Here is a 23383-nt window from a genome sequence, read left to right on the forward strand (position 1 = left end):
CTGACTGTTTGCCGAGCTGTCAGTTCCCGGCCATCAGGCCGGAGATCGTGTCGACATCGGTGACCAGCGCATTGCCCTGGAACGCGAAGTCGTCGTAGGCGCGCGCCATCGCTTCCTTGTCGCGACCGCCGCAGGCGTCAGCGATCACCACGGGCACGAAACCCAGGTCGGTGGAGTGGGTGACGGTGGGCGCGATCCCGATTTCGAGCGCGACACCGGCGATGGCGTAGGAGCCGATCCGCAGATCGCGCAGCAGGGTGGCAAGGGGCGTGCCCTCGAATGCCGACATCGACATCTTGTCGAAGACCAGCTCGTCCTCGCGCGGCACCAGTTCCGGTACCAGCTCGAACGCGGGCGTATCGCGTTGCAGAATGAAGGCCACGTCGTCGACGGATTCGGCGTTCTGCCAGCTCATCAGCAGCCGCATCCCGTACACGCCGGTCAGTCGCCGCGGCGGGAAGAAGTGCCGCAGGAAGATCACCGGATAGCCGCCACGCCGGGCCGCTTCGACCACCCGCACTACGCGTTCGGTGATCTCCTGCCCGTCGGGCAGCTGGCCGAGGACGCCGACCTGCATGTCGTAGACGATCAGCGCCATCCGGTCGGGCGCGCACAGATCGCCGAGGGTTTCGGGAATGTCGAGTCCGTTTCCTTGTCGCACCGACGCCAGTATCGTCGTCCTTCGCGAGTCTGTCGAGACTCGCCAGCCCCTGTCGCGAGCGACCAGGTGACCGAATGGCGAGCACCGGAAACGAGTCACCCCGACGCCGGTGTCGGCGTCGGGGCGATCAGGCAATCAGTCTGTAGTGCAGACTATTTCGCTGCCCACTGGGTGGTGCCCGGAGGGGCGTTCCAGGTGTTGATCAGATCAATGCCCGCGATGATCAGCGCCGGACCGCCGGCAACCAGGCTGCCGATGATCCCGCCGACGCTGGCGCCGGTGATGAGGCCGGGAATCGCGCCGACCCCGCCCGCTGGCAAGCCGACCACGAAGCCGATTACGGCACCGATGGCCATTCCGACGAAGCTACCGATGGCGGTGGCGAGGCCGAATGTTGAGGCGAAGTTCGCTTGCGCCGCATAGTTTTCGGCGGGTGAGGCGACCGGGGTCAGGTTGGGCCTCGCCGCCGCGACGTCCTTGACCGCGGTCAGCTCGAGCACCCGGCTGTCCTCGCGAACCGTGTGCGGCAGTGGGTATTCGAAACTGCCGTCGCGGACCGAGAGGGGCAGCGAGATCAGGGTCGCGCCTGCCTCGTCACGGATGTCGACCGCACCGCCGGTGATCGCGAAGGTGCCGTGGGTGAGCGTGGTGATGACGGTGTTACCGACCAGTTCGGTGCGGTACTCGACATTCGGCGTCACCGGGTCGGCTCCGGCTACTCCGGTGCCGACCAGCGCTGCCGCGAGCACCGGAATGGCAGCCGCGGCGATTTTGCGGATGATCATAGGAACATTTCCCCTCTGGACTTCATCAGGTGTGAGTGCTCGAACAAGCGCCGTGGTGGTGACTTCCCCCCCGAGAAAGTTCGTGATCGGCGCGTGAAGCTGCCTAGCTCGATTCCGTGCAGAACCATATCGTGCAATAGGGTTTCGGGGCAATGAATTCGGGGTATTGCTGAATACCGCGTTCAGCCGATGGCGTTGCTCAACAGCACGGCACCCGCGCAGACCGCGCCGACGACCGCCAGCGCGATCGCGTCGCGGCGGTGCGGTGCGCTCGGGCGCGTCATGGTGTGCCCGCCCAGGCCCGTGACGGCATCCCCGCGGCGGACAGCCCTTTCCGCTGTCAGCATCCCGGTGCCGCCACGCGCGGTGATCGCCTCGCCGAGTTCGCCCGCGCGCCGCGATGACACCGCCATGCACGCGGTGAGGATGTCGATGAGCGGGTTGTCGGCGGCGCGGTGCAGCAGGTTGTCCTTGGGGCGCAGTTTGCGTGCGGCGCGCAGTACCCGGATCTCGTCGAACAGCAGCGGCAATCCGCGCAGTGTCAGCGCCACCACCACGGCCCACTCGTCGACCGGCAGGCGCAATGTGCGCAGCGGCGCACCGAGTTTCGCGAGTGCGGGGGCGATCTCGCCCATCGGGGTGGTGAAGGCGATCAGGAACGAGGCGGCTACCAAGACCAGTCCGAACACGAAGATCTGTAGGTAGCCGAGCACCGCCGTCATCCCGATCGGCGCGTTGATCAGGCCGCCGAGTACGACGAGTCCCCAGAACCACCACGGCAGCCGGGGGATCGCGCCGAGCGGCAGCCGCGCCAGCACCCAGATCAGCACAAGGAAAGCCGTGATCACGCCGAGAACCGGCCAGGACGGCAGGAACATCAGCAGCAGGCTGATTCCGAACGCGGCGATCATCTTCGTGCCTGCCCACAGGCGGTGCACGACGCTGTCGACCGGTACTTCACGCAGCAGCACTGTGCTCATGGGGTCGTGCCTTTCGGTGCGCTGGTGTGTGCCGTCGCGCCTTCGTCACCGCGGCGGACCAGTGGCAGACCGGCCACGAAGGCCGACTTCTCGAGTGCGCGTTCGGTTCTCGGGATCGCGTGGCCGTCCGCTGAGACCGCCACGCCGCCGTCCAGGTGTACGGTGCGGTCGCAGACCATGGACATCTCGGCGACATCGTGGGAGATGATGATCAATGTCAACCCCGAATCCCGCAGCCGGGCAAGCAGTTCCACGATCTCGGCGCGGCCCTGCGGATCCAGGCCTGCCAGCGGTTCGTCGAGGACGACCACCTGCGGGCGACTGGCCACCATGGCGGCGAGGACCACCCGTTTGGCCTGCCCGCCGCTGAGTTCCTCGATCGAGCGAGCGGCGAGGCGGCGATCAAGGCCCACCGCGTCCAGTGCCTGCCCGACCGCGCCGGAACCGGTCGCCCGCCCACCCCAGTCGGCGATCTCGGCGCCGACGGTCTGTTTCTGTAGTTGCAACCGGGAGTGCTGGAAGGCCAGCGCCACCCCGCCGACCTGCTTGTCGACCGCGGTGCCGCGCAGTTCACAGCGCCCCGAGCTCGGCGCGATCAGCCCCGCGATGATCCAGGCCAGTGTCGACTTGCCTGACCCGTTGCCGCCGACGATCAGCAGCGCCTCGCCCTTGCGGACCGACAGGTCGACACCGTGCAGGGCAGGTGCCTCCCACGGCGTGCCGCGGTTGTAGGTGTGGCGCACGTCGGTGAGTTCGAGGATCGGGGCACCCATCGGCCTGCGGCGCTGGTCGCGGGCGGGGTTGGGCCAGCTCGCGAGGTGGTCGACCATGCGGCCACGGGCGAGGTGGATCACCCGGTCGGCGGCGGTCGCGTCGGCTTCGTGGTGGGTCACCAGGACCACGGCGGTGCCGTGCCTGCGCGGGAGTTCGGCGAGCAGGGCGACGAGTTCGCGGCGGCCGTCGGGGTCGATCATCGAGGTGGCTTCGTCGGCGATGAGCAGGGCGGGGCGGCGGGCGAGCGCGGCGGCCACGGCGAGGCGCTGCTGCTGCCCGCCGGAGAGGGTGGCGGTTTCGCGGGTGCCCATGTCGGCGAGGCCGACCTCGGCGAGGAGCGCGTCGATGTCGACCTCGGCGGCCGACTCCGCCGATAGACCCCACACGACATCGTCGGCGACCGAGACGCCGAGGGTTTGGCTCTCCGGACGTTGCAGGACCAGCGCGGTCCCGCCGATCGCGCCCAACCCCGCCGAACCCGGACGATCCACCGCACCCGTTGTGGGCGGTCTGCCTGCCAGGACTCTGGTCAAGGTCGACTTGCCGGAGCCGTTGTGACCGACGACGGCGACGAACTCGCCCGGACGGATGGTGAGATCGATATCGGCCAGCGCGTCGACCTGCGTGCCCTCGTACCGATAGCCGACCCCGCGCAGGGAAACCGGCAGCGGTCCGACCGGTCGATCATCCGGCGGCGCGTCGAGCCGATCACTGCCCGGCAGCCAGGCCAGTCGATCGAGGACCGCCCCGAGGACGAACCAGGAGATCACCGTGCTCACCAGCACGCCGAGCGCCACCGTGGCGCCGATGTAGATCCACCACCAGCGCAGTACCACCTCGACGGTCTCGGCGGCCATCCGGCCCAGCGGCTCCAGCGCGGCCGTCCGGCCCGCCAGGTTCTCGATGCCCTTCGCGGTATTGCGGAACGCCTCGAAGAACAGGTCTCTGGTTCGCGAGAAGAGCAGCAGACTGCCGACGGAGAACAGTCCCCAGCCCACGCCGGCGACGATGCCGAGCGCGAATACGGCGGGGAATCCGCCGCCCCGGCGTTTCACCGTCCCGATGATTCCCGCCACGGTGGTCGCGCCCATGACGCCGAGCGCGGGCATCATGCCTGCGGCCACGAAGGTGACCAGCGTTGCCGCGATCGTGGCTGTGGCCAGCGCTCGCAATCGATAGCGCTGGGCGAGCAGGCCAAGGGGGACTGCCGCGACGAGCTGGAGCGCGGCAGCCATGGGAACCAGTGAGCCGACGGTGATGAGGCCGACGGTGAGCCCGGCCATCACCGCGCCGCTCGCCAGTTCGATCGGGCGCAGGGGACCGCTGGGCAGACCCACGGGCTTGTCTTTCACGTGTCCAGTCTGCCAGGGGGTCGTGATTGCGGGTGTGGGGCTGATGTGGAGGTTGTGTGGGGTTGGTGGCAGCGGTCAGCTACCGATACGCCGGGGCTGAGCCGTCCCGGGGCGTGGGGGCGGTCTGTGCGCGCCGATGGAACATGCTCGGCCGCAAGCGTGCGATTGCGACGCCGGACAGGCACAGTGCGCCACCGAGTAGCGCGGTGAGACCGGGAACCTCGGCGAGGAAGATCCACGACATGACGATTGCGAGTGCGGGGACGGCGTAGCTCGATGAGGCCGTGACGCCCGCCGGGGTGTGGGCCAGGGCGTAAGCCCAGAGCAGGAAGGCAAGGGCGGTCGAGACCAAGCCCAGGTAGACGACGCCGACGGTGGCGGAGAGAGGGGCTCGGGCCAGCTCGTGTGCCATTTTCGGTGCCCACGGCAGGAGAACGACGGCACCGGCCACCGCACCGAGGGTCGTCGCGGTCAGCGGGTCGGTGGACCGCAGTACGAGCTTCTGCGCCACCACGCTGATCCCGTAGAGCAGGGCGGCTGCCACCGCGAGTGCGACGCCGACGCGGTCGCGCTGCCCTGGCCCGCTGAAGGCGATGATCGCGGCGCCGCTGAAGCTGACGGCGATCCCGACGACGAGCAGCGGCGGGAAGCCTTCGTTCAGGAACAACCCCGCGAGCACCGCGACCACGATGGGCGCGATATTCACCAATAGTGCGGTGGTGCCCGCGTCGAGATGCTGTTCGGCGGCGTTCACCAGCACCGTGTACAGCCCGAACCACAGCGCGCCGTAGGCCATCGTGAGCCACAGCGCCAGGCCGCGCGGCAGCCGGCCGCCGCGAAAGGCCAGCACCAGCACCAGCACGATCGCGCCGACGAGGAGTCGCCCTGATGCCATCGCCGCGGGCGAGACATACGGCGCGATGCCGCGGATGATCACGAACGACGATGCCCAGGCCAGCATCACAGCGACCAGGGCGAGAGCGGGCAGGCGCGACTTCATGCCTCCACGGTGGAACACCTGAGAGATAAGCACAAGCGGGTATTCGCCATCTATTATTCAGTAATACTGAAGTGAGGAGCTCGCATGATCGACACGCACCGCTTGATGATCTTCCGCTCCGTGGTCGCGACCGGCTCGGTGGCCGCGGCGGCGTCGACGCTGGGCTACTCGCCGTCGGCGATCTCCCAGCACCTCGCCGCGCTCCAGCGCGAAACCGGTTTGCGGCTGCTGGAACGGGTGGGTCGCGGCGTGGAGCCGACCCCGGCGGGGCGGGTGATCGCGGGCGAGGCCGCCAAGGTGCTCGACGAGTTGACCGCGCTCGGGTCGACGGTGTCGGACCTGCGGGCGGGCAAGGCCGCCCGGATCACGATCAACTCGTTCAGCTCGGCGGGCACCCACTGGATGCCCGACGTGGTCGCCACCCTCACCCACGAATTCCCCGACACCAGGGTCCGGCTCCGGATCATCGACGAGCTGGCCGCGGTCTCGGACAACCGACCCGACATCGCCCTCACGGTGCGCCTCGGCAAACCCACCCACGTCGTCGGCTACACCCACCACGACCTGATGACCGAGTCCTACGTAGCCGTTGTCCCCGCCGACCACGAACTCGCGGCCCACACCACCGTCGAGGTAGCCGAACTCGAGCAGTACCGCTGGATCGACAACGACACCAGCCACGGACCATGCAGACAGGCCATGCTGAATGCCTGCGCCGCAGCAGGTTTCACCCCTCGGTTCGTGGTGGAAACCACCGACTACCCTTCGGCGCTGCGATTCGTGGCGCGCGGTGTCGGCATCACCGTTGTCCCTCGGCTCGGCGCCACGGATCTGCCGCCCGGTTCTCGCGCACTCGAGCTCACCAACCCCACGCCGCGTCGCACGATCTGTGCCCACATCAAGGACTCCGAGTCGTACAACCCGGTCGTCATCCGGACGATGGAGTTACTGCGGGCTGCCGCGGGCTAGTCGCGAGACCAGGCAACCCGGATGCCTCGCGACCGTCGGCGAGCGATCAGGCGAGTGGGGGCTCGGCCAGCCAGCCGCCCATCGCCACGGTGCGGAAATGTGTTGTGAGGCCGAAGTTCTCATCGATGACGTGGAGGGCGATGGCGGGGTCGGGGGCATAGTCCATGACGCGGTGGGGTGGCGTCACTTCCCATTCGCTGCCCAGGACGGAAGCTGTGCTGGGGCAGGTGATCATGGGTTTGCCCGCGAAGATCGTCGCGATGGGCGAGTGGGCGTGACCGGTGAGGATGCCGACAATCCGCGGATCGCCCGCGACGACGGCGGCCAGCCGACCTGGGTCGGCGAGCGCGATGACGTCGACGACGGGACTGAACACCTGCTTGGGCGGGTGGTGCAGCGCGATCAGGATCGGGCCGTCGGGCGCCTGGGCAAGCGTCGCGCGCAGCCAGTCGAAGGTGTCCTCACCCAGCAGACCAGCCGATTCACCGGGGATGCTCGAGTCGAGCATGACGACGGTGAGCGCGCCGACCTGGTGGACGCTGTTGATGGGAGTGGTCGAGGCGGGCTCGCCCAGCAGCGCGGTGCGGAAGTTCGCGCGGTCGTCGTGGTTGCCGGGCAGCAGGTACACGGGAATGTCGGCTCGCAGGGCGAGCCGCGCCTGCTGGTACTGCTCCGGCCTGCCGGAATCGGTGATATCGCCGGTCACGAGGATGACGTCGGGCTTGCGCGGCAGGTCCGCCAGATAGCCCATCACCGCCTCTACCCGTTCGGTATTGCGCGCGCTGAGGTCGAAGTGGGTATCGCTGAGCTGAGCCGCCAGGATCATCGGCAGTCGCTTTCTTCTCTGGGATCGCTCCGTTGCGTCAGAGTGTGCCGGTATCACTCATCGGCACCTCTCCAGGCTAGATGACCTGCGTTTATCCGTCTTCATGAGCCGTGCCACGGGTCGAAACCCACGAGGTGGTCTGTGTCGCTCGTCACCGCTGCGAGGTCGTGGACACCCTGGCCCGCACCATGGGAATTCTCGGTCGCTTACCCGAGTGGGCGCCGAGCCGAGCGCAAGTCGTGTTTCAGTCGGAGATCAGCTGTGCGGCGGTGTGGAGAAGTCGCGCACCCTCGTCGGGGTCGCTGGTGAACGGCTCCCAGAAGTCGGGTCCTGGGGTGGCTTCGAGGTCGAGGACCGGCGGAGTCAGCCAGTCGGCGGCGAGGCCGAGCTTCCAGGAGTGCAGGTGGGTGCGGGGGAGCGTGGCGGTGCGGTCGAACAGCGGGTCGCCCAGGATCGGGTGGCCGATCCAGGCCAGCTGCACGCGAATCTGATGACGGCGCCCGGTCACCGGCCGCAGCGCGAGCAGCGCGTGCTCGCCGTGCCGGGCGACGGTGCTGAACAAGGTCCGCGACGGATAGTTCTTCGCGGGCAGCAGATCCGCCTCGTCGATGAACCACCGATCACCCGCGCGTTTGATCGCCTCCCGCGGCGCCGCGATACGCACCCGATTCTTGCGCCCCACACTCAGCGGCAGATCGATCTCGCCACGATCGGGCAGGTCGGCGCCCGTCACGATCGCCAGATACGCCTTGCGGGCGGTCTGATTGTTGAACTGCCGGGTCAACGGTCCGTGCGCGGCCAGATCGGTAGCCAGCAGCACCAGCCCGGATGTCACCTTGTCGATCCGGTGCACCGGATACAACTGTGTCCCCGCCGCCTGCGCCAGCTCCACCAGATCGGTGTCGTGGCGTTCCCCGGTCACCGAGATTCCCGACGGCTTGTTCAACGCGAGCACCGCGTCATCGGCGAACACGGTGTAATCCTCGCGCACACTGCGCCAATCCAAGTCCACTACAACACCCTAGGCAACGGTGTGCCCACTCCGCTCGACGGCTGGTCAGCGGGCCGCGGCGGAACTTCGCACGTCGCGATCATGCCTGCCGCAGGCGGTGGGGGCGCAGCCGGTTGAATCCGCGCACGCGCACGCTGCGCAGGTGCCGGATGGCGAAATCGGGGTTGTTCTCGAGTTCGTCCGCCGCGGCATCGTCGATGAGGATGTTGCCCGGTCGGGCGACGCCGGTGAGGCGGGCGGCGATATTGACCACCGAGCCGTAGAGGTCGCCGAAGCGTTGCAGCACCTCGCCGTAGGCGAAGGCGACGCGCAGTTCCGGGGTGCCGCCCACGAGCATGGTCGACTCCTGGATGGCCAGCGCGATGCGGGCGGCGGCGGCCGCGGTCTCGGCGGCGAACATCACCTCGTCGCCGACGTTCTTGATCACCCAGCCACCGTTGTCGGTGATCGCCGAGGTGGTGGTGGACTCGAAAGCCTCTAGCAGCGTGGACAATTCGTCGGGGTGTAAGTGCCTGGTGAGCCGGGTGAAGCCGACCATATCGGCGAATCCCACCGCCAGTGTCCGCATCGAACTGTCGCCCCGCGCCTCGCTCGACCTGGCGACCGCGGCCGCCAGGTGCCTGCGCCAGACATACGACTGCAGCTGATCGATGCCGGCCATCGTGGATTCCGTTGCGGCCCTTATCCGTTCCTCCAAGGGAACCGCGGGATCGGCCGCGGCGGCGCGCACCTTGATCTCGGCCAGCACCAGATCGGCCTGCCACTCCGCCAGTCGCGCCATGCCCTGGCCGATCGTCCGCGCGGCCGCGGCCTGCTGCCGAATATTGGACGCGGCAACAACTTTCATGCTCCGAAAGTTGGTGACCGCGGTGATATCGATCTGCGTGTAGTCGACCTCGGCGTCATCATTGGCCGGAAACCCCAGTGCTGTCCACAACCGCCGCGACTCCGCCTCGGGCACTCCCGACAGCTCGGCCACCTGCGTGCGCGTATATCGTCGCGGGCCACCGAGCAGCGACTCCTCGACGCTGCGCTGCACCAACTCGGTCATCTCGGGCTCCGGCATACTCAAACTGTACGACTGTGCCGCGCGCGCGAGCGCCGTCCTTGTTCCCCCGCATTGGCAACGTTCATAAGCATCACCGCGGTGATCGAGCAGCTGAAAACGCCTCAGCGCAGCACGCTGTAGGTGGCCGACAGGGTGAAGCCGTGCTCGCCGGCCTCGCAGCTCACCGTTCCCTGGTAACCGATGCCGCAGGTGGTGTTCTCCCGCGTGATCCGGTGACCTTCGGGGAGCACCTTCGCGGCTGGGTGGGTGAAGATCGGCCTGTCGGCGTCGACGAAGTGCGCCGCTTCGAGCATCCCGACCCGGAGCTGGTCGGTGCCTGCGGGCGCGTCGATCGGGACCGCGTCGCACCCGGCGGGACCGTTGTTCCAGTAGATGGCGCAGTGCCGTCCGTCGGGCGTGGTGAAGAAGACGCTGCCCGCGTATTCGGGTTCGGGAACCTGATATTCGACGGGGTCGACCGGCGGGTCGCCGAGTCCTGATTGGGCGGCGGCCGGTCCGGCGGCCAGGAACCCGGCGGCCAGCGCGGCCCCGGACAGGATGGTGAATGTGGATCGAATCAACACTTCGACGTCCTCCCTCGACGTGGTGTACCTGGTATTTCGCCGCCCTGACGCACCTCGTTAACCGATCGAACTATTTCTTCGGGCCAGGCGATGCGCGCGGGCCCGCAGCTACCTCTACGCTGGCTGCCATGTCGTCCCCCGCTCTCGGCGAATTCCTCCGCACCCGGCGCGCCCGCATCCAACCCGCCGCCGTCGGACTGAGCGAATACGGTCGTCGCCGGATGGTTGGCTTGCGACGCGAGGAAGTCGCCCAGCTGGCCGGGATGAGCGTGGATTACTACACCCGGCTGGAGCGGGGTCGCGGTGCGGAATTCCCCGATTCGGTGCTCGACTCCGTTGCCCGCGCCCTGCGCCTCGACGCTGCCGAGCGCGACCACTTCTACACACTGGTCCGCCCCGCCGACCCCGACTGCAACTACTCTCCGACGATTCGCCCCGGCACCCGACTGCTGCTCGACTCGATCAGCACGCCGACGTTCGTACTCGGGCGTTACATGGAAGTACTTGCCTGGAATGCCATGGGCGACAAGGTGTTCGGTTTCGAGTCCATCGCCGAATCCGAACGTAATCTGGCGCGCTTCACGGTCCTGCACCCCGCCGCGGGCATCTTCTATCCCGACTGGGAACCGGTTGCCGCGGAGACCGCCGCCTACCTCCGCCGCCAGGTGACCCGCTGCCCGCGTGATCGCCGGCTGACCTCGCTCATCGACGAGCTCACCGCCGGTAACCCGGTGTTCCACCGCATCTGGTCGATCCAGCCTCCGGCGGGTAATTCGCACGGCGACAGGCTGATTCAGCATCCTGTGGTCGGCCGGATCGAGTTCGGATACGAGACATTGAACTTGCCAGGCGACCAGGATCAGCTGCTGGTGGTGTACACGGTGGTTCCGGGATCGAGCGCGAGCGACGCTGTCAGTGCGCTGTGTGCGCGGGAACTGGTCGGCGTTCACTGATCGGGTTGGATCGGGTCGCACCTGGATGAGACGCTCGAAGCATGACAATCGAGGAAATCACCGAATACGTGACCGGCCTCGGCGCAGTGCTGGCGCAGCGGCCCACCGAAGGCAGTGAAGCGCCCGAGATCGCCTGGGGCGACACCTTCTTCTACTACGCCCCCGACGGTGTCGTGCCCGCCGGTCAGCCCTTCGCCACCATCGTGACCAAGGACTACCCCGGCGACGAGACCTCCGACCTGAACCGTCCCGGCAGGTTCCGCGTCAATATCTCCGTGAGCAAGGCGACCTTCACCGAAGCGGCGGCCCCGACCGACGCGAGCCTCGATGACACCGTCGTCGCCCACCCCCTCTACGCTGCCGCGAACTGGCTCGCGGTGGTCGATCCGGGTGAGGCCACCGACGCGAAGGTCCGCGAGATGTTGCGCGAGGCCCACGACCGGGCACGCACTCGAGCCGAGCGACGCGCGGGCGAATAGCACGGTGAATCGAAAGGTCGCTGACTATTTGCTGATGGCAGGTTCGTGGCGGTCTCGCGCATCACGAGGATTTGTTCCATTCGGTGCGGTACCTTTTCAGATACCAACGGAAGGGGAGGTCATGTCAGTACATTCCAGGCCCGTGCGGTCGCTGGCCAACGCCAGGCTCGGCCCGGTCGAATTGATCACCGGCGGATTGCTGTTGACAGCCGCGGCCCTGGGAATGCTCGGCCCCCTGATCGCCGCCCTGTTGATCCGCCGCAGCGGCGCGGGCCGAACCGACGCGATGGCCACCGCCCCGGTGATCCTGCTGACCCTTGCCGTAGCCCTGGCGATCACCGCCGCTCTCGCCATGTTCGCCATCGCTCGCCGCAGGAGCTCGGATAAGGGTGGTTCGTAGAAGTGCTATGCGACTACCTTTTCGTAGTCAAGGAAGATGACTACAAAAAGGTAGTCGGGTATTCTGACTCCTAAAAGGTAGTCAGGGAGGTGTCGTGGCCTATACAGGCAAGGTGACAAGCGCGGAATCGCTGGGCCGAATTCTGCAACAGGCGCGTTTGCTGAGCGGATTGAGTCAGCGTGAGCTCGCCCAGCGCCTCGACACCACTCAGCGCTACATCTGGGAGATCGAAGCGGGCAAACCCTCGATCTACACGGATCGACTCTTCGCCATGATGCGTGAGACGGGGATGGAACTCACCGCCACCATCGAGCCGAAGGACGACCGTGGCTGACCTGGTCGTTGAGCTGTACGACACCCACATCGGAACTCTCACCGGGACCTGGCGGAATTTCGACTTCGTCGCGGATCCGGCGGCAGTCGACAAGTTCGGAATCGACAGCGCGATCCTTTCCGTGTCCATCCCCCTGGCAGCCATCGCCACTCGACCTCGTAAAGACAGGCGGCAGAACTTCTTTCGAGAAATCCTCCCGGAAGGGCGCATGCTGATCCGGATGGCGGCGGAGGCAGGAGTGTCCGAGCGGGATGTGATCGGATTGCTCCGACGGTATGGACGCGACGTGGCGGGCGCACTCCAGATCTGGGACCCGGAAGCACCCGGGGAGCCGAAAGAACCTGCGCTGCAGCCACTATCCGATGCCGAGGTGGCGCACATGCTGGCCAATGTCGCGGATAATCCGTTGGGCAACAAGCCTTTCGGTGGCAAGACATCGTTGGCTGGCGTGCAGGACAAGATCGTCCTCGCGCGCACCGGGGGCGGCTGGAATCGCGTGATCGATGGCTACCCGTCGACGCATATCCTCAAGCCGGAGGCGCGCGACCATCCGACTGCCATCTATGACGAGGAATACGGTGCGCGCTTCGCCCGTGCGGCGGGATTGGCGGAATTCAGTACTGCGATCGGGGAATTCGACGGTACGCCCGCTCTTGTCATCGAGCGGTACGACCGGTCCGCGCAATCCCCGTCCGGGCGGATCCATCAAGAAGACTTCAGTCAGGTTCTGGGTGCGGGCGGGGACCAGAAATATCAGAAATTCGGCGGCAGAGTCAGTACCAGCCGCATCGCCGGTGTCCTGTCAGCTGTCGGTGATCAACCGTCGATGGAAAGGCTGCTCCGGATGACAACGCTGTCCGTCGCTCTCGGCAACCTCGACATGCACGCGAAGAATATCTCCCTGCTGCACCACCTCGACGGGTCGACAACCCTAGCTCCCGCCTACGACGTCGTCCCGCAGGTGCACCAGCCCAACGACGGTGAGATGGCGCTCGCGGTCGATCGCGAATACCGCCACCGAGCCATCACACGAGCCCATCTCATCGCCGAGGGCAAAGCCTGGGGACTGTCCGATGCTGAGCGCATCATCGACGACACCCTCGCCACCGTGTCCGATGTCGTAGCCACCGAAGTGCCGCACCCGTCAGCGCATCCGACCCTGGCTGCGGACATCGCCCGATTCGCCGACAACCTGATCGCGGGCCGCGGGGCCGGCGACCCCGCGGAAACCGGTGGGACATAACCGGATCGGCTATCCTGGTGGCGATCAGGGAGGCCACTCATGCCCATCAAGTTCCGCCAGCGCAAATCCTTCGGACCGCTGAAGTTCAACTTCACCCAATCGGGCTTGTCATCCTGGGGCATCAAGATCGGCCCATGGTCCTGGAACTCCCGCACCCGAAAGAACAGCGTCGACCTCCCCGGCCCCCTGAGCTGGCGTCAGCGCTGATCCGGCGCAGCCGGTGACATTCACCGAGACAACGCCATACCGATCGCCAGCACGACGAGGACGGTGCCGCAAACCCGCGACAGAATGACCGCGGGTTTGTCCGAGTTTCCGACTAGCTTCTTGCTGACGACCACGACCGCCAGCAGTATTGCGGTGCCCATGACGTTGAAAGTCATGCCGTAGAAGACCACTTGCTGCCAATCGGGTCCGGCCGCCGGGCGGAGAAACTGCGGCAGGAAAGTCAGATAGAAGAGGATGACTTTCACGTTGAGCAGGTTGGTCAGCACGCCGCGCCGGAACGGGTTCGACGGCCCCGTCTCAGCGGGCAGGGCGGCAGCCGTGGGTCGCCGCACCATTCCGACCCCGATCCACACCAGATAAGCCGCCCCCGCGTAGGTCAGCACACCCAGCAACTCCGGCGATGCCGCCACCAGCGCTGAAATACCCACTGCGGCAAAGATCGTATGACAAGCGGAGCCCGTAGAGATCCCGAGGGCTGCCCGACACCCAGCCCGCACCCCACCTTCCATCGTCTGTCCGATCACGAACATCGTGTCGAGCCCGGGCGTGAGATTCATGGCGAGACCGGCGCCGAGGAACGCGAGGAAAATCGGAAGGGTTGGCACGAACAGGTCCGGCATGTCGATCACTACGAAGTGTCTCTCGCCAACGTCCCTCATCCCGATGTCGTGTTGCTCCGCTGGCTCGAACGGTCGCGGTTAGGCCGCAGCGGCTGTAGCATTCGCCAGTTGTGATCAGTGCGGCATGGCCGCACCTGCGTTGGGGGCACTGGTGTCTGTGTGGAAGTTATTGATAGAGAGTGTATTTGGGCCTGTGTTCGCGATCGCAGGTGCGGGTCTGATCCTGCTCGTCATCGCAGCGTTCCTCTGGGACGTGGTCGCCGTCGCGATAAACCGGGTTCGTGATCGCCTCGGGGGAGACGATCGAGCGGAGGCCGCGGAGCCGATCCGCGAACACAAACCGCCGAACACCCGTCGCACTGCCGAAAGCCGCGATCGCCGTTCGGTCCGTATTGCCGCACGCCGCAGCGCTATCCACGCGAAGCACGCAGCGGCTGCGGACGTCGACGGCTAGCGATGTGCGCGGCCGTACCAGTGTCGGATAATTCCACGCGCATCAACGCTCCAGCCCAGCGCGAAGGCGATCGAATGCTCGGGTTGTGGGACCTCGGTTGAGGAATGTGGTGATCTGGGCGGAGCAGTCTTCGATGGTTTCGGTGCTGGTGTCGAGTTCTAGGTCGTAGATCTTGTGGGCGTGGACGGGGCGGATCTGGTTGGCCGCGGTGCCGATGGGGCGGTCGCCGCGTTGCTGTTCCCGGCGGTGTAGTTCGTCGAGTGAGCAGTGCACGCCGACGAAGACGACGTCGATGCCGTTCATGACGGTCAGGCAGTCGCGCAGGCGCCATGGCTCGCTGAGGACGTGATCCATGATGATGTCGTTGCCGGCCGAGGCCATCGCGGCCACGGCTCGGTGGAACCCCGCTCGGGTGCGCCGCAGCACATCGGCGAGTTCGGCTGAATCGAGTTCGTGGGTGCGCGTTTCCGACCGCATCGCGCCGATCATGTCGATGCCCATGTGGAAGAAGGGGCGTTCGAGGTCGATCAGCAGCCGCCGCGCGATGCTGGACTTGCCCGAACTCGACACCCCATTGAGCAGAACGACCTGACCGGGCTGCTCGGCACTACCCCATGAAACCAGCATTCATCCAGCCAATCAGAACGGCGGCTCCGTCTCCTGATGACGGACTGTGGATCGTACCTCCAGCCGTCGATCTGCCGAAGGTTCTCCCGTCGATCTGCCAAAGGGTGCGGCGTCGATCTGCCGGTGCTCGATCCGCCGGGCTGCGGTGCAGGCTCAGGTCGGCGCCCGTCGATTGTCCGGTCAGGATCGTGCGCCGAACGTGCATGTCGGTTTCGTCCAAGACAGGGTGGCGCAGTGTTCCCTAGGCTGACCGCAGGCAGTTGACGACGCTCTACTCAGGAGGATTGTGATGGCACGCGAACTGGTTTACACGGGATTCATGTCGCTCGATGGTGTGGTGGACTCGCCCGGCGGGAAGGTCGAGGGGCATCGCAGTGGTGGGTGGGTGATGGAGACCGAGTTCGTGCCGGAGGCGTTTTCGCTCAAGGGGGAGGAACTCGCCGACACCACCGCGCTGATGTTCGGGCGTCGCAGCTACGAGGCGTTCGCCCCGATCTGGCGCGATTCCGAGGATCACGCCGCCTACAAAGAGTTGCCCAAATACGTTGTCTCCTCGTCGCTTACCGATGACGCGCTGATCGACGGATGGGGCGAGATCACCATCCTGCGCTCGACCGAGGACATCGAGAAGCTGAAGCAGACCGACGGCGGCCCGATCTACATCCACGGTAGCGCCGAACTGGCGGAGCGACTTTCGGACGCGGGCCTGATCGATCGATACAACTTGCTCGTGTTCCCGGTGCTGCTCGGCGCGGGCAAGAGCCTGTTCGGCCGGGCCGATCGACCCAAGCAGCAACTGCGCCTGCGTGATTCGGCGACCTACTCCAATGGTATCGCCAAGCTCGTCTACGACGTCGTACGCTGAGTGAGATCCAGCGCGATCACACCGCTGCCGCCCTCGCGCAGCTGCCGCGACGTCCGTCCGACGAACCGGCGCAGCGCGCGGGCGAGGTGGGGCTCGTCGTAGTAGCCGAGCTTGTCGACGACATCGCCCGGCGCCTCACCCGTGCTCAGCAGCACCGCCGCGGTGCGCGCGCGCTCGATCTGGCGTACCGCGCCCTGGGTGAGGCCGGTCGCCGCCCGGAAGCGACGTTCGAGCGTGCGCTCGGTGATCGCGGGCGCCATGCCACGCAGCGTGTCGGCGACCATGGCATCGCGGACCACGACGTCCTTGCCGATAAGCCGTTCGACCAGCGCTTCCGCGTCGTCGGCGCGGGGTGTCTCCCAGCGGGCGCCGTCCAGCCAGAAACCTCGATCGGTCACATCGGGCAGGACGATCCCACTGTCGACCAGGGTCGACGCGGTCACCGCACGCAACGACGTACCGACCGCGAACTGGATGCCGACGAAGTCCGCCCCCTCGGGAACGGGCGCGGTGGCGGTACGAATCTCCGGCCCGGTGACCGCCGCGCAGTGCGCACCCTGCTGCTCCCAGAACACCAATCCCCAGGTCCCTGATGCCACGGAAGTCATCTCCGTGACCTGCTCACTGCGGCAGGTCCAGACCGATTCCACCCACGGCGAATCCGACCACCGGGTCTCGAACACCAATCCCACCGCCGCGATCCTAGTCGCCCGCGACGATCACTCGACCTTGTCGAGTGATCGGGCCTGGCCGCTCACGGCGCCCCATCCGGGCGATCATCCTGCTCCAGGTCGACTACACCGGCGGTTAGACCGCATCCGCGGATCACCGGGCCGGATCGCGGGGGTCTTCCCCGGGCTGAAATTCGGAGCTACCGTTGAGCGCATGGCCGAATCTGCTGACGCCATCGTCGTCGGAGCCGGACTCGCCGGATTGGTCGCCGCGGCCGAGTTGGTCGACGCGGGCAAGCGGGTGCTCCTCGTCGAGCAGGAGAACGCCAATAATCTTGGCGGCCAGGCATTTTGGTCATTCGGCGGACTGTTTCTGGTGAACAGCCCGGAGCAGCGCAGGGTCGGTATCAAGGATTCATACGACCTGGCACTGCAAGACTGGATGGGCAATGCCGGGTTCGACCGCGAGCGCGAGGACAAGTGGCCGCGCCAATGGGCGCAAGCCTATGTCGAATTCGCCGCCGGTGAGATGCGCGGTTGGCTGGCCGCGCGCGGCTGGAAATCTTTTCCGATCGTCGCCTGGGCCGAACGGGGCGGCTACGGGGCTTATGGGCCGGGTAATTCTGTGCCACGTTTCCACATCACCTGGGGAACCGGGCCACGGATCGTCGAGATCATCGAGTCTCGCGTTCGGGTCGGCGTCGACCGGGGCTTGGTGAAGTACAAATTTCGCCATCAGGTCGATGAACTCGTCGTCACCGACGGCGCGGTCACTGGTGTGCGCGGCACCGTCCTCGAGCCTTCCGGCGCGGCGCGCGGCGTCAAGTCTTCTCGGAAAGCGTTGGGGGAGTTCGAGTTCAGCGCGCAGGCCGTGATCGTCACCTCCGGCGGCATCGGGCACAACCCGGAGCTGATCCGCCAGAATTGGCCGACGAGCATGGGCCGCGCGCCCGCTCACATGCTGGCCGGTGTGCCCGCCCATGTGGACGGGCGGATGCTGGAAATCTCGGAGTCCGCGGGTGCGAGCGTGAACAACCGGGACCGGATGTGGCACTACACCGAGGGCATCATCAACTACGACCCGGTGTGGCCGAACCACGGCATCCGGATCGGGCCGGGACCGTCCTCACTCTGGCTGGACGCGACCGGGACGCGGCTACCGCCACCGTTGTTCCCAGGCTTCGACACCCTCGGCTCGATGCGATACATCAACCGGACCGGCTTCGACCACACCTGGCTGGTTCTGGACCAGAAGATCATCGAGAAGGAGTTCGCGCTGTCCGGGCAGGAGCAGAACCCTGACCTGACCGGCCGCAACATCAGGTTGTTGCTGGAACGGGTGAAGAAGGGGGCACCGGGTCCGGTCGAGGCGTTCAAGCGCAAGGGCGCCGATTTCGTAGTCGAGGACAAGCTGGACGACCTGGTGCGCCGGATGAACGAACTGTCGGGCGACGATGTGCTCGATGTGGCGAGTGTGAAGCGTGAGGTGACCTCGCGTGATCGCGAGTTCGACAACGCGTTCAACAAGGACCTCCAAATCGCGGCGATCCATGCGGCGCGTTCCTACCTGCCCGACAAGATCACTCGGGTGGCCGCACCACATAAACTTCTCGATCCCAAGGCAGGCCCGCTGATCGCCGTCCGGTTGCACCTGCTCACCCGAAAGACGTTGGGCGGCTTGGAGACAGACCTGTCGTCGCGGGTGCAGCGGCCGGACGCGACGGTGGTCGAGGGCCTATACGCCGCTGGTGAGGTCGCAGGGTTCGGCGGTGGTGGAGTGCATGGGTACCGCGCGTTGGAGGGCACGTTCCTCGGCGGGTGCATTTTCTCCGGACGTGCCGCGGGTCGGGCGGTCAGCGGTCGGCTGTGAGGGGTTCCGAAAGACCCGGCCCCGGACTACTCGGGCACCTTGTTCGCCCTCGAAGACCGCCGTGTCCTCGTCATCGGTGAGGGACGCATCGCCGACTCCCTGCGCAACCGCAACAACGCGGTCACCAGCGAGCCGCTGTCGAGCGCCGCGGCATTCACCTCCGAAGGCCACTGGCTGTTCGTGACGACCACCATCGATTCGGGGCGTGGATTGCCGAGGCAGTACGGTGCCAGCCGCCGGAAGAACGCGCCGGGCTCGAACACCGCCTCCGGTGGATGCACACCCGGATGGTCCGCGTTCAGCAGTGCTCCCACGGCCAGCGGAATCCCGGTGGCCTCGGCCATGCTCAACCCCGGGAACTGTGCCAACGCACATCCGATCGTCGCGGGTTCGCCATCGAGCGTGCCGGTCGCTACCGCGAACAGCGGTGGCAGGTCCGCATTGTCGAGCGCCGCGATCGGTGAGCTCGGCAGCATGTTCTCCACCACTGCGGCCATCGACGCGGCGCGCTCGCGCGACAGCAGCCCAACCCTGACCGCCGAGCCGAGGGCGGTCAGCGGCGCGATGACATGTGGCGGGGCAACCGCCACATTCACGCAGTCGGCGATTTCGGGGAAAGTTCTTGCCAGGGTGACCGGCTCGGGATGCCCGAAGGTCCACCCGGCGCCGGGCCCGATCCCCGGGTAGTCGATCATCGTTTTCCGCAGCGGCTTCTCGCGTACCTGCTCGCGCCCGCGGATCACCGGAATCGGATTGCTCACCTGCTCGATGCCGTGCACGATCGCCGCGCTCGGCCGCCATGACCGCTGCCGGGGTTGCGCCATCAGCAGATTCCATCCGGTGACCACGGATTCGACCCGATCCAGCCCGGCGATCGCCTGGCTGGCCAGCAGATTCGCCACACCGGGACTGGCACCCATGCCGATCACCGCGGTAACCCCATTGGCCACCGCCTGTTCGTGCATGTCCAGCATCGTCGCGGTAGGCGCCGGATCGTCACAGACGTCGATGTAGTTGCGCCGGGCCTCGATGACCGCGGACAGAATTCCCGGACCGAAGCGGAAGTAGGGGCCGACGGTGTTGACCACGACATCACACTCGCCCGCCAACGCCACCAGCCGGTCGCGGTCGGTGACGTCGATCTGCCGCGCCACGGCAACCGGCCCGAGCTCGTCGGCGACCGCACGAGCCGTGGTCTCCGCGAGGTCGGCGATCACGATCTGCTCGATATTCTCTGCCGTGGCAAGCATTTTCGCCGCAGCTCGGCCGATCTCGCCGGCCCCGCCCAACACCAGTACACGCATCAATGACCCCCTGTGGAACACACGCTACCCGACACCGATGTTCTCGGGTAAGCATCGGAGGACTACTCGGACGGGCGACGGCTCGAGCGGCTCAATATTCGAGGTCGGCCCAGCTGAGGGCGAGGGGGAAGGGGTGGCTCAGTTCGACTTCGGGATGGACGGTCGGTGACCATTCGCTGACCAGGGCGTACTGGCGTGGGCGCAAAGGCGTGACGCCGGCCGGAAGATCGGTGGGTGTCGCCAGGACGTAGGTCAAGATGGTGTCGATGCGGCGGCCTTCCCGATCGAGCAGCACCTCCCAGTACTCGTCGATTCCGGCTTCGGCGTAGCGGGCTTGTTTCGTCAACATCTGGCCGATGTGGTTGGACGGGGAGAGTACTTCGCCGACGATGACGACATCGTCGGCGAAAATCGGCGTCCAGGGTTCGTCGGGGCAGTGGTAGACCATGAAATCCGGGGTGAGGAAGTCGTCTTTGGTGCGACTCAGGAAGACATTGGTTTCGGTGTCGACCTGCCAGCATTCACCTGGGTGGGCCCGCATGCTGCGCCGTGCGGCGGTCTCCAACGCGTTGCGCAGGCGAGTGCCGAAGCGCCGATGCTCCGGCGGACTGGTTCGAACCCACACCGGGTGCCCTTTGACCAGCTCGATACGTTCCGATTGGCCAGGTGGTAGGGCGCTCAACTCCGCCCATGTCATCCGCTCGGGCAGCGGGGGGAACTCCGTTGACGGATTCGACACCGCTATTCCTCCTCGCGCCTGGCGAACCTGGTGCTCTCGGCAGGATTTGAACTGCGACCTACCCTTTACAGCATGTCTGGAACTCAGACACCGCCCTTCTCGGGCGTCGTCGATTCACGCCACAAATGTGGTGTGAACCTCGGTTCCCGCGTCAATCAGGACGGTTTCACCGACACATGCAGAGTGTCGGTCAGCGCCTTCCTGTCGGCGGACTTTGGTAACCCGGCCTCCTCCTCGGGGGTCCGGGGATCGTGAGAAGTCTTGTTGAATCGTCGGCCAGTGGGCGAGGTTGATGGCCGCGTTGTGATCGCGATCGGCGCGAAAACCACACCCGCAGACGAACAGGCGATCGGCCAACGGCAACGGTGGGTTGATCGTCCCGCAGGCCGAGCAGCGTTTGCTCGACGGATACCAACGATCCGCGACAGTGATCGTGCCGCCGCGCCATGCTTGCTTGTAGGTCAATTGCCTGGCGAAGTCGGCCCATCCGGCATCGCTGATCGCGCGTGCCAAACGGTGGTTGCCGAGCATTCCTGCCACGTTCAGGTCTTCGACAACGAGCCGGTCGTGGGTTTTGACCAGCTGGTTAGCGACCTGATGGGAGAAATGGCGACGAATGTTCGCGACTCGATGATGATGGCGTGCCAACCGGGTGGCCACCTGTCGATGGTTGTGTGACCCTTTCTGTTTGCGTGCCATCGACTTCGCCAGGTGACGTTGCCGGGCCAGCCCGGTAACCAGTGGTTCAGGGGCGGTATCGACGCGGGCGACTTGGGTTCCGTCGGCGGTCGCGGCGACCGCGAACACGCTCAACCCGCGATCGATCCCGACCCAACCATCAGCGTCGTCATGTTCGCGTGGTCGGTGATGGTGAGCGGGGTGGAGTTCGGCTGCTTCGGTGGCCAGACTGATCCACCACCGCCGTGCACGATAGGAGACGGTGGCGTAGAGGACCTTCGCCCGTCCCTTGGCGAGCATCCGGCGCAGCGTGCGGGTGTCTTCGCGAACCCTGATCGTGCCGATCCCGGGCAATGCCACCGATCGTGCGGTTTCGGTATCACCGACCCTGATCATCGCCCGCCCGGTTTTCGCGACCTTGTTCCGGATCCGAAATGACGGGACCGTTTTGTCCTTCTTCTTGAACCGGGGAAACCCGACGCGCTTGCCCGCGCGTCGACCGGTGCGTGAGTCGGAGAACGCGGCCAGTGCGTGACCACAGTCGGCGGCGGCTTCCTCGAAGACTTGCTGGTACACCTGGGTTCGCCAGGCCAACCCGGTGACCTGCACTTCGGTGCCGCCATCGGTGTTGACCGCGAAGATTCGGCCTGCGGCTTCGGTCTTCTTCCAGGTATTGAACGTGTTGATCAGGTCGAACCGGGTCCACGGAACCCGATGTTCGGGGCAGGTTTTGCGGGTGGTGAGCGCGGCTTTCACGAAGGCCAGGCTTTGGTTGAATGCGAACCGGGCCGCCCCGGCGTGCCGGGCGAGCACGATGGACTGCTCGACCGTGGGGTCGAGGCAGTACCGGAATGTCGTGTGGCGGCTCATCGCGGACGAGTGTGACACAAGCCACTGACATCATCTGAATATGGTGATGACGCATATGCAAATCCGCTGGTCGGAGGATTCGCAGTGCTAGTGCCCTCGGCAGGATTCGAACCTGCGACACCCGCTTTAGGAGAGCGGTGCTCTATCCCCTGAGCTACGAAGGCGGGGGGCCCTCGGCGGGCCGAAGTGAGTATAGCGCGGGGTCGAACGCGGTGGCGTGGACCGGTCGGCGTGGATCAGAAGGCGTCGAACCCGCCGCCACCGCTGTCGAATCCGCTGCCGCTGTCGAATCGGCCGTTGCTGTCGAATCCACTGCCGGAGTCGTATCCGCCCTGGTCGTAGCCGGGATCCTGGTCGATGGCCGCTTCGCCGGTGCCGTTCTCGAACGCCTGCGCGTTGTAGCCCACCCCGCCCATTCCGGCGAACAAGGTGGTGAACAGCAAGGCGGAGCCGGCACCCCAGGCTCCGGCGATCAGCGCGGGCCGCCACCACGGCTCGGAATACCACCCGGCCGGGACGGGGCGACCTGCCACGCGACCGCCGGGGAAGTAGTTCGGTGTGCCCGCGGAGGGGGAGGGGGACGCGGTGATGGGGCGGCCGTTGTGGGCGATGGTGCGCTTCTCGTCGACCTGCCCGGCGATGTCCTGGCCGTCGATGGCCGGGATCGGGGGGCCGGGGTCCATGTCCATCGCGGTGCGGGCGGCGCGAATGTAGTAAAGGCCTTCCAGGGCTGACTGCTTGGCCAGCCGGGCTTGGCCGGGCGAGCTCGCGCGGTCGATCTGGCCGCCCGCGGCGTTGTACCGTTCGGACGCGTCGGCCAGCGCCTGCCGGGCGGCCTCGTTGCGCGGGGAGAGCTGGTAGACCTGCCCGCCGAGCCGCTCGATCGTCGCCCTCGCGTCGGCTTGTGCCTCCTCGAGTTCGCGCGCATTGCGCTTGTTCTGTTCGGCGCGCAGGTACAGCAGAGCGCCGACGCACACGATCACGATCACGACCAGCCACCACAGCATCACGTGCCTCATTTCGTCGAGGTCTCGAGATGCTGTCCAGTTTACTGAAC

At 66.4% G+C, this 23383-nt stretch carries 26 protein-coding genes and 1 tRNA gene; 10 read left to right on the forward strand and 17 right to left on the reverse strand.

Annotation, left to right across the window (positions count from 1 at the left end; all coding sequences use genetic code 11):
* Window positions 1–19: 19 nt before the first annotated feature.
* The 5 genes from ACTWPB_RS03610 to ACTWPB_RS03630 all read right to left on the reverse strand — a co-directional run bounded on the left by ACTWPB_RS03610 (window position 20) and on the right by ACTWPB_RS03630 (window position 5552).
* On the reverse strand, window positions 20–661 hold the full coding sequence (locus tag ACTWPB_RS03610) for a cysteine hydrolase family protein (RefSeq protein WP_446224307.1): 642 nt from the start codon (window positions 659–661) through the stop codon (window positions 20–22).
* A gap of 152 nt (window positions 662–813) precedes the next feature.
* Window positions 814–1446, reverse strand: a complete 633-nt coding sequence (locus ACTWPB_RS03615; protein WP_446224308.1) for an ammonium transporter — start codon at window positions 1444–1446, stop codon at window positions 814–816.
* Between the two features lie 182 nt (window positions 1447–1628).
* The gene (locus ACTWPB_RS03620; protein WP_446224309.1) at window positions 1629–2426 is read right to left on the reverse strand and encodes an energy-coupling factor transporter transmembrane component T family protein; all 798 of its coding nucleotides are present in this window, start codon (window positions 2424–2426) and stop codon (window positions 1629–1631) included.
* Window positions 2423–4552: an ATP-binding cassette domain-containing protein gene (locus tag ACTWPB_RS03625; protein ID WP_446224310.1), complete on the reverse strand. Its 2130-nt coding sequence runs from the start codon at window positions 4550–4552 to the stop codon at window positions 2423–2425. The genes ACTWPB_RS03620 and ACTWPB_RS03625 overlap by 4 nt, the downstream gene beginning before the upstream one ends.
* Before the next feature lie 79 nt (window positions 4553–4631).
* Window positions 4632–5552 (reverse strand): DMT family transporter, encoded by a 921-nt coding sequence (locus ACTWPB_RS03630; protein WP_446224311.1) that lies wholly within the window; start codon window positions 5550–5552, stop codon window positions 4632–4634.
* A gap of 84 nt (window positions 5553–5636) precedes the next feature.
* On the opposite strand from ACTWPB_RS03630, the gene ACTWPB_RS03635 reads away from it, so the two are divergent.
* Entirely contained in the window at window positions 5637–6521 is an 885-nt protein-coding gene (locus ACTWPB_RS03635) for a LysR family transcriptional regulator (RefSeq protein ID WP_446224312.1), read from the forward strand.
* A gap of 46 nt (window positions 6522–6567) precedes the next feature.
* Here the strand turns inward: ACTWPB_RS03635 and ACTWPB_RS03640 are convergent, their stop codons facing one another.
* From ACTWPB_RS03640 to ACTWPB_RS03655, 4 genes are all read right to left on the reverse strand, one after another.
* Complete coding sequence (locus tag ACTWPB_RS03640) at window positions 6568–7347, reverse strand: metallophosphoesterase (RefSeq protein ID WP_446224313.1); 780 nt, start codon at window positions 7345–7347, stop codon at window positions 6568–6570.
* 244 nt (window positions 7348–7591) lie between these two features.
* Window positions 7592–8359: an RluA family pseudouridine synthase gene (locus ACTWPB_RS03645; RefSeq protein WP_446224314.1), complete on the reverse strand. Its 768-nt coding sequence runs from the start codon at window positions 8357–8359 to the stop codon at window positions 7592–7594.
* 79 nt (window positions 8360–8438) lie between these two features.
* Window positions 8439–9425: an adenylate/guanylate cyclase domain-containing protein gene (locus ACTWPB_RS03650; RefSeq protein ID WP_446224315.1), complete on the reverse strand. Its 987-nt coding sequence runs from the start codon at window positions 9423–9425 to the stop codon at window positions 8439–8441.
* A gap of 104 nt (window positions 9426–9529) precedes the next feature.
* Window positions 9530–9991: a hypothetical protein gene (locus ACTWPB_RS03655; RefSeq protein WP_446224316.1), complete on the reverse strand. Its 462-nt coding sequence runs from the start codon at window positions 9989–9991 to the stop codon at window positions 9530–9532.
* A gap of 128 nt (window positions 9992–10119) precedes the next feature.
* Here ACTWPB_RS03655 and ACTWPB_RS03660 point away from each other — a divergent pair, with 128 nt between their 5' ends.
* From ACTWPB_RS03660 to ACTWPB_RS03685, 6 genes are all read left to right on the forward strand, one after another.
* Window positions 10120–10944 carry a helix-turn-helix transcriptional regulator gene (locus ACTWPB_RS03660; protein ID WP_446224317.1) on the forward strand — a complete coding sequence of 275 codons (825 nt, stop codon included), beginning with the start codon at window positions 10120–10122 and terminating at the stop codon, window positions 10942–10944.
* 41 nt (window positions 10945–10985) lie between these two features.
* Window positions 10986–11423 carry a DUF6194 family protein gene (locus ACTWPB_RS03665; protein WP_446224318.1) on the forward strand — a complete coding sequence of 146 codons (438 nt, stop codon included), beginning with the start codon at window positions 10986–10988 and terminating at the stop codon, window positions 11421–11423.
* Between the two features lie 121 nt (window positions 11424–11544).
* Window positions 11545–11823: a hypothetical protein gene (locus ACTWPB_RS03670; RefSeq protein ID WP_446224319.1), complete on the forward strand. Its 279-nt coding sequence runs from the start codon at window positions 11545–11547 to the stop codon at window positions 11821–11823.
* A 94-nt stretch (window positions 11824–11917) separates the two neighbouring features.
* Window positions 11918–12157: a helix-turn-helix domain-containing protein gene (locus tag ACTWPB_RS03675; RefSeq protein ID WP_446224320.1), complete on the forward strand. Its 240-nt coding sequence runs from the start codon at window positions 11918–11920 to the stop codon at window positions 12155–12157.
* A complete protein-coding gene (locus ACTWPB_RS03680; protein WP_446224321.1) occupies window positions 12150–13400 on the forward strand; it encodes a type II toxin-antitoxin system HipA family toxin in 1251 nt (416 codons plus the stop codon). The genes ACTWPB_RS03675 and ACTWPB_RS03680 overlap by 8 nt, the downstream gene beginning before the upstream one ends.
* A gap of 39 nt (window positions 13401–13439) precedes the next feature.
* On the forward strand, window positions 13440–13607 hold the full coding sequence (locus ACTWPB_RS03685; protein ID WP_084472559.1) for a DUF4236 domain-containing protein: 168 nt from the start codon (window positions 13440–13442) through the stop codon (window positions 13605–13607).
* A 20-nt stretch (window positions 13608–13627) separates the two neighbouring features.
* Here ACTWPB_RS03685 and ACTWPB_RS03690 read toward each other — a convergent pair whose 3' ends face one another.
* Window positions 13628–14248, reverse strand: a complete 621-nt coding sequence (locus ACTWPB_RS03690) for a LysE family translocator (protein WP_446226225.1) — start codon at window positions 14246–14248, stop codon at window positions 13628–13630.
* Window positions 14249–14372: 124 nt separating this feature from the next.
* Here ACTWPB_RS03690 and ACTWPB_RS03695 point away from each other — a divergent pair, with 124 nt between their 5' ends.
* Window positions 14373–14702, forward strand: coding sequence for a hypothetical protein (locus ACTWPB_RS03695; protein ID WP_446224322.1), 330 nt, complete (start codon window positions 14373–14375; stop codon window positions 14700–14702).
* 42 nt (window positions 14703–14744) lie between these two features.
* On the opposite strand, the gene ACTWPB_RS03700 is transcribed toward ACTWPB_RS03695, so the two are convergent.
* Window positions 14745–15329, reverse strand: a complete 585-nt coding sequence (locus ACTWPB_RS03700; RefSeq protein ID WP_446224323.1) for a chloramphenicol phosphotransferase CPT family protein — start codon at window positions 15327–15329, stop codon at window positions 14745–14747.
* 289 nt (window positions 15330–15618) lie between these two features.
* On the opposite strand from ACTWPB_RS03700, the gene ACTWPB_RS03705 reads away from it, so the two are divergent.
* Entirely contained in the window at window positions 15619–16194 is a 576-nt protein-coding gene (locus ACTWPB_RS03705; RefSeq protein WP_446224324.1) for a dihydrofolate reductase family protein, read from the forward strand.
* On the opposite strand, the gene ACTWPB_RS03710 is transcribed toward ACTWPB_RS03705, so the two are convergent.
* Entirely contained in the window at window positions 16176–16886 is a 711-nt protein-coding gene (locus tag ACTWPB_RS03710) for a helix-turn-helix domain-containing protein (RefSeq protein ID WP_446224325.1), read from the reverse strand. The genes ACTWPB_RS03705 and ACTWPB_RS03710 overlap by 19 nt on opposite strands.
* A 193-nt stretch (window positions 16887–17079) precedes the next feature.
* On the opposite strand from ACTWPB_RS03710, the gene ACTWPB_RS03715 reads away from it, so the two are divergent.
* Window positions 17080–18735 (forward strand): FAD-binding dehydrogenase, encoded by a 1656-nt coding sequence (locus tag ACTWPB_RS03715; RefSeq protein ID WP_446224326.1) that lies wholly within the window; start codon window positions 17080–17082, stop codon window positions 18733–18735.
* Window positions 18736–18761: 26 nt separating this feature from the next.
* Here ACTWPB_RS03715 and ACTWPB_RS03720 read toward each other — a convergent pair whose 3' ends face one another.
* The 5 genes from ACTWPB_RS03720 to ACTWPB_RS03740 form a co-directional block, all read right to left on the reverse strand.
* Window positions 18762–20039 carry a saccharopine dehydrogenase family protein gene (locus ACTWPB_RS03720; protein WP_446224327.1) on the reverse strand — a complete coding sequence of 426 codons (1278 nt, stop codon included), beginning with the start codon at window positions 20037–20039 and terminating at the stop codon, window positions 18762–18764.
* Window positions 20040–20130: 91 nt separating this feature from the next.
* On the reverse strand, window positions 20131–20778 hold the full coding sequence (locus ACTWPB_RS03725) for a Uma2 family endonuclease (protein ID WP_446224328.1): 648 nt from the start codon (window positions 20776–20778) through the stop codon (window positions 20131–20133).
* A gap of 114 nt (window positions 20779–20892) precedes the next feature.
* Window positions 20893–22326, reverse strand: a complete 1434-nt coding sequence (locus ACTWPB_RS03730; protein WP_446224329.1) for an RNA-guided endonuclease TnpB family protein — start codon at window positions 22324–22326, stop codon at window positions 20893–20895.
* A gap of 91 nt (window positions 22327–22417) precedes the next feature.
* Window positions 22418–22490: transfer RNA gene (locus ACTWPB_RS03735), tRNA-Arg, on the reverse strand.
* A 72-nt stretch (window positions 22491–22562) separates the two neighbouring features.
* Complete coding sequence (locus tag ACTWPB_RS03740; protein WP_446224330.1) at window positions 22563–23333, reverse strand: DUF1542 domain-containing protein; 771 nt, start codon at window positions 23331–23333, stop codon at window positions 22563–22565.
* Between the last annotated feature and the right edge of the window lie 50 nt (window positions 23334–23383).

The organism is Nocardia sp. IBHARD005 (assembly GCF_052814245.1).

Coding starts and splice junctions, on each gene's coding strand:
- ACTWPB_RS03705 (WP_446224324.1), top strand. CDS start 15,619: ATGGCACGCGAACTGGTTTACACGGGATTCATGTCGCTCGATGGTGTG.
- ACTWPB_RS03720 (WP_446224327.1), bottom strand. CDS start 20,039: ATGCGTGTACTGGTGTTGGGCGGGGCCGGCGAGATCGGCCGAGCTGCG.
- ACTWPB_RS03740 (WP_446224330.1), bottom strand. CDS start 23,333: ATGCTGTGGTGGCTGGTCGTGATCGTGATCGTGTGCGTCGGCGCTCTG.
- ACTWPB_RS03730 (WP_446224329.1), bottom strand. CDS start 22,326: ATGAGCCGCCACACGACATTCCGGTACTGCCTCGACCCCACGGTCGAG.
- ACTWPB_RS03690 (WP_446226225.1), bottom strand. CDS start 14,248: ATGCCGGACCTGTTCGTGCCAACCCTTCCGATTTTCCTCGCGTTCCTC.
- ACTWPB_RS03635 (WP_446224312.1), top strand. CDS start 5,637: ATGATCGACACGCACCGCTTGATGATCTTCCGCTCCGTGGTCGCGACC.
- ACTWPB_RS03660 (WP_446224317.1), top strand. CDS start 10,120: ATGTCGTCCCCCGCTCTCGGCGAATTCCTCCGCACCCGGCGCGCCCGC.
- ACTWPB_RS03630 (WP_446224311.1), bottom strand. CDS start 5,552: ATGAAGTCGCGCCTGCCCGCTCTCGCCCTGGTCGCTGTGATGCTGGCC.
- ACTWPB_RS03715 (WP_446224326.1), top strand. CDS start 17,080: ATGGCCGAATCTGCTGACGCCATCGTCGTCGGAGCCGGACTCGCCGGA.
- ACTWPB_RS03650 (WP_446224315.1), bottom strand. CDS start 9,425: ATGCCGGAGCCCGAGATGACCGAGTTGGTGCAGCGCAGCGTCGAGGAG.
- ACTWPB_RS03640 (WP_446224313.1), bottom strand. CDS start 7,347: ATGATCCTGGCGGCTCAGCTCAGCGATACCCACTTCGACCTCAGCGCG.
- ACTWPB_RS03700 (WP_446224323.1), bottom strand. CDS start 15,329: ATGCTGGTTTCATGGGGTAGTGCCGAGCAGCCCGGTCAGGTCGTTCTG.
- ACTWPB_RS03620 (WP_446224309.1), bottom strand. CDS start 2,426: ATGAGCACAGTGCTGCTGCGTGAAGTACCGGTCGACAGCGTCGTGCAC.
- ACTWPB_RS03695 (WP_446224322.1), top strand. CDS start 14,373: ATGGCCGCACCTGCGTTGGGGGCACTGGTGTCTGTGTGGAAGTTATTG.
- ACTWPB_RS03685 (WP_084472559.1), top strand. CDS start 13,440: ATGCCCATCAAGTTCCGCCAGCGCAAATCCTTCGGACCGCTGAAGTTC.
- ACTWPB_RS03615 (WP_446224308.1), bottom strand. CDS start 1,446: ATGATCATCCGCAAAATCGCCGCGGCTGCCATTCCGGTGCTCGCGGCA.
- ACTWPB_RS03665 (WP_446224318.1), top strand. CDS start 10,986: ATGACAATCGAGGAAATCACCGAATACGTGACCGGCCTCGGCGCAGTG.
- ACTWPB_RS03670 (WP_446224319.1), top strand. CDS start 11,545: ATGTCAGTACATTCCAGGCCCGTGCGGTCGCTGGCCAACGCCAGGCTC.